Origin of the sequence: Ferrimicrobium sp. (assembly GCF_027319265.1) — a bacterium.
Taxonomy (GTDB): Bacteria; Actinomycetota; Acidimicrobiia; order Acidimicrobiales; family Acidimicrobiaceae; genus Ferrimicrobium.
Map to the genome: position 1 here is coordinate 1 of NZ_DAHVNP010000015.1, position 4,045 is coordinate 4,045.

Genomic DNA, 4,045 nt, shown 5'->3' on the forward strand with positions numbered 1-4,045 from the left:
CCCAAGATAACGCTCTGCTAGCTCACAGCTTCGAACCGTATACGATGCTCCGAGCTCCTGGGCGATCTCGGCTGCGCCATGCGACCCGATCCACGCCACCAAGAGCAGGCGCCGAAAGAGGATAAAGGTCCAGATTTCCTGCTCGTCCTCCTCCGGCAGCACAGCGACTGACCGATATCCTTGCAGCCATCGATCGATCAATTCCGGAACCTGCGGGCTATCTTCGAAAAAACTTACAGCGGTTGCGAGGTCGTATAAGTACCAACTAAACCCGCAGTCATCGAAATCGATAACGCTCACGCCAAATGGGGTGACCAACAGGTTGGCGAGCCGAGTATCCGCATGGATGAGGCCATAGCGGTCTGAACTCTTACCGAACAGGAGTAGACGGTTCCTTAGGGTCTCCTCGAGCCGACGGAGAATCCTCTTCTCCTCAATACCAACGCCAAGTCCATCCTGCCAGCGTCCCCACCGGCAATTACTCCCAAAAGCACTATCAAGGTCCCAATGAAAACGACTAAAATGTTTGGGCATCGACCAGTTGCGCGCGTGCTGGTGCATCCGTGCTGTCAGAGAACCGAGCTGCTCGAAACTTTCCAGATCCTGTTCTTGTGGCGCATCACCGTCGAGGAACTCGAACATCACGCATTGACGTTCATTGTCCATTCGGGGTTCCCTGATTGATACGACTCGTCGCCCGTCAATTGATGCGAGCACCTTGGGCGTTCGCACGGATGCCTCAAGTCTCAGAGCTTCCATCCAATCAAGTTCAGACTCGATCTCATGGGTCGTGTGATAGCCCAGACGGTGCACCCGAAGGATAGCCTCCTCCCCAGCGTTGTTCCGGACCAGAAAAGTCGCATTCTCAGAAACGTTGAGTAGCTCAACGGTTGAGCCTTCTCCAAACTCGAATTCCTGAATAGCAGCACGAGCAACTTCCGCCATCCGTTCGATGACATCCCCGCTAGTGGATAAGTCGTGTTCTACCACTCTGACCTCTCACTTATGTTCACGACCCTCAAGATCATTGAGAACTTGTGCAATGCGCGCTTGCGCTATGCGTACGTCATCGGTAGGGCCAGCGATGTAGATTCTGCCCGCCGCTCCGATCATCGACACGTTTACCAACGTTATGTTGGGCGCAGCGCGCTCGGCCTCGTTCGCGGCCACCGCCGCAAACAGTGCAGGAGTCATCTCAACCACCAGCAATGTATCCCCGGGCAACAGCATGGATGCCTCACGGTTGCGATTGATGATCACGGCGTGCTGGTCAGTTACATCCTCAATGACATCGGAATAGAGCACACGAGGCTTCAGTTGGTCTGCTGGGTTTGCTCCAAGTCCATTAAGGATGGCCTGCCCAGCAGCCTCAACATCCGACAGTACAGCACTGTGAACTTCAAGCACTCCGAACTGCCGTTCGACAAAGAGTATTCCGGGTTCAACTGCTGGAACAGCTCGCAACGCAAGGTCGGTCAATCGCTCGATTGCCAGACCTGGGGCAACTTCGACTATGAGCGAATGCTGACCTTCGAACGGCGGGTAACCGCGGGCCCGGGTCGGGGTTGCCATATACGCAGCGAACTGTCGCTGCAGATCCCGAATGAGGAGATAGACGCGAAGGTCAGTCGCACCTGGATCCTGTGATAGCACATGCACTCTCAGTCGGTTTCGGTGGTGTGAAAGTGTCGGCTAACCTCCGCGTGAGGTCGAGGGATTACGTGCACCGAGACCAACTCCCCTACACTCGAGGCTACTTCAGATCCTGCCTCGGTTGCTGCCTTCACAGCACCAACGTCGCCTATGATGGTGACCGCTACGAGCCCATCGCCAACCTCATCTCGACTGACAATCGTTACATTGGCAGCCTTTACCATCGCGTCTGCGGCGGCCAGCGCCGCTACATAACCTTTTGTCTCAATCATCCCAATAGCGCTACTTGACATTCGTATCCTCCTCTATCTATCCGCCAGGGCGGATATCTTTACTTTTCGGCATCTCCGACATCTGTACTGGTCGGACCTGCCGATTGCCGCTCATCGACATGTCCGACGATGAGTGCATCTATTGGTGGCGGCTTTCCAGTGAACCATGCAGCCGCCACCGACCCTTGCGATACCAAAACACGCTCGCCAACGCCACATCCAAGAACGTCAAAAGCAATTACACGACTTCCGTTGGATTCAACCTCCACTTCGAGAAACGCCCCATGGGGAATCTCAGCGAGTCGCCGGGTCGACCAAACATTCCCAACTACTATTGCAATTATCACTTGCGCTCCCTTTCAACGACGACACCGTCAGACCTCGCCCGATCTCGTGCGAGTGGCGTCATTACTGCGTTCTTACCAAGAACAAGCTGTGCGCCCGCGCGAGCTGCATCACGGACCATCGCTTCGGTAACAGCGCCTTGCTCTATCCGGCGGACCGGTGTCGACGCCCCTGTGTGTGGAGCCGAAGCGAGGTGGAAGCGTAGTCTGCCCGTCCGCAAATCCTCTCTATGCTTTGGATTCTCGAACACATGCAGTAGCCGTAACACGAAGTCCCCAAGTTCGGTATCATTACGTATAGTTATCGTTTCAGGACTAGTCGCAACCGCGTCATTACGAACTTCAGAGATCAGAGACGAAGTTTTCTCCTGCGTTGGGGCGACACCAGAAACGGGCGAATCTCCTTTCACCAGCTCATTCGGTAACAATTCAGCGAGTGCCTCTCGCACGAGAGTACGTAGTTCTTCAGTGTTCCACACTGGCTCTGTCATCGCATACCCTCAAGGACACCTAGGGCAGCCTCTGCAGCTTGGCGTACATCAGCCTCGCGTCCGGAGAGATAGACCCTTCCGGTGGCGCCAATCATGCGATAGTCGACCACCTTGATACGAGCGGACTTTTCGGCTTCGTTGGTAGCCAGAATCGCATAAGACGCTGGCTGCATTTCGAGGACGAACAGGGACTCGCCTGGGAGCGTCATTGATCCAATTTTGTTACGGTTGATCAAAAAACAGTGCTGAGGATCGAGCATGGTGATCAACTTGGATGCCAGCACTTGAGGACTAGTCGCATCGCGTGCTGTCGTTCCAAGTTCTTCTAGAACAGCACTGCTAGCAGCACGCACTTCATCGGTCGTACCGTGAATCTCAAGATAACCGAACTGTCGTTCCACGACGAGGACTCCAGCCCGGACATTGGCGTATTTTAAGGCAACATCGGTTAACGGCTCAATATCCAACCCCGGCGCAATCTCAATGATCTGAGCCGCGACATCGCTTCGCGGCAAACTACCACGGATCCAGGTGCCCAGATAGCACATGGTCTGTGGTTGGAGCCGGTCCAAAAAGATAAACGAACGAAGTTCTGCCACTACTATCCCTTCACGATATTCTTGAGTTCTTCAACGATCAGTCGGCGGATCTCTTGACGTAAGTCCTGCGAAGATGCTGACGACGCCACCGCTTGCTGACTACTACCTCCGCCACCAGCCAACAATTGATTGGAGGCCATGGGGTATGGAGGTACCAACCCACGAGGATGCTCCCAAGGGATGAGGCCCGAAAAATTTCCGAATACCTCGCCCTCTGCCGCGTTATACGCAATCCTGGTCCATTGGACAAGATGCTTAGGCTGCAGATTCTCCGTCAGGGAGGAATGCCCATAGAATCCGGTCCCTATGGTCATAGATGGCGCCAGATTGGTCTCGATACCAGCACTACCCAGGCTGTTGCCGACATTCACCACCACTCGAAGGGCAGGTACTGCCGCGCCGTACTCCATTATGGTCTGTGGATCAGTGCTGTGGATAACTGCCGAATGACCTGCGCCAGTGATACGCAAAAGGGCGCTCGCCGCGTCGATGCCTCGTCGTCGCGATTCGACACGAACAAACCCTAACACCGGGCAGAGCTTCTCATGCGCCAAGACCTCTTCTGGCACAATGAGATCGAAAGGTGCTAACAGCACCCGAGTGTTGCCATCCACCCGTATGCCCGCTTCAGTAGCGAGCCACGCAGCGCTTTTGCCCACACACCGCACATCGAACTTACCCTCAGG

The 4,045-nt window shown here is 54.9% G+C and carries 6 protein-coding genes and 1 pseudogene; all 7 read right to left on the reverse strand.

Annotated elements, in window-relative coordinates; translation table 11 throughout:
* A partial coding sequence (locus tag M7439_RS01780; RefSeq protein WP_308464354.1) for a phosphotransferase occupies nucleotides 1-945 on the reverse strand: 945 nt, incomplete at its 3' end.
* A 54-nt stretch (nucleotides 946-999) separates the two neighbouring features.
* Entirely contained in the window at nucleotides 1,000-1,653 is a 654-nt protein-coding gene (locus tag M7439_RS01785) for a hypothetical protein (RefSeq protein WP_298343193.1), read from the reverse strand.
* An 8-nt stretch (nucleotides 1,654-1,661) separates the two neighbouring features.
* Entirely contained in the window at nucleotides 1,662-1,946 is a 285-nt protein-coding gene (locus M7439_RS01790) for a BMC domain-containing protein (RefSeq protein ID WP_298343190.1), read from the reverse strand.
* Nucleotides 1,947-1,984: 38 nt separating this feature from the next.
* A complete protein-coding gene (locus tag M7439_RS01795; protein WP_308464355.1) occupies nucleotides 1,985-2,272 on the reverse strand; it encodes a EutN/CcmL family microcompartment protein in 288 nt (95 codons plus the stop codon).
* Complete coding sequence (locus M7439_RS01800) at nucleotides 2,269-2,760, reverse strand: hypothetical protein (protein ID WP_308464356.1); 492 nt, start codon at nucleotides 2,758-2,760, stop codon at nucleotides 2,269-2,271. The genes M7439_RS01795 and M7439_RS01800 overlap by 4 nt, the downstream gene beginning before the upstream one ends.
* The gene (locus M7439_RS01805; protein WP_308464357.1) at nucleotides 2,757-3,359 is read right to left on the reverse strand and encodes a BMC domain-containing protein; all 603 of its coding nucleotides are present in this window, start codon (nucleotides 3,357-3,359) and stop codon (nucleotides 2,757-2,759) included. The genes M7439_RS01800 and M7439_RS01805 overlap by 4 nt, the downstream gene beginning before the upstream one ends.
* 2 nt (nucleotides 3,360-3,361) lie before the next feature.
* A pseudogene (locus tag M7439_RS01810) lies at nucleotides 3,362-4,045 on the reverse strand (aldehyde dehydrogenase); the annotation flags it as partial.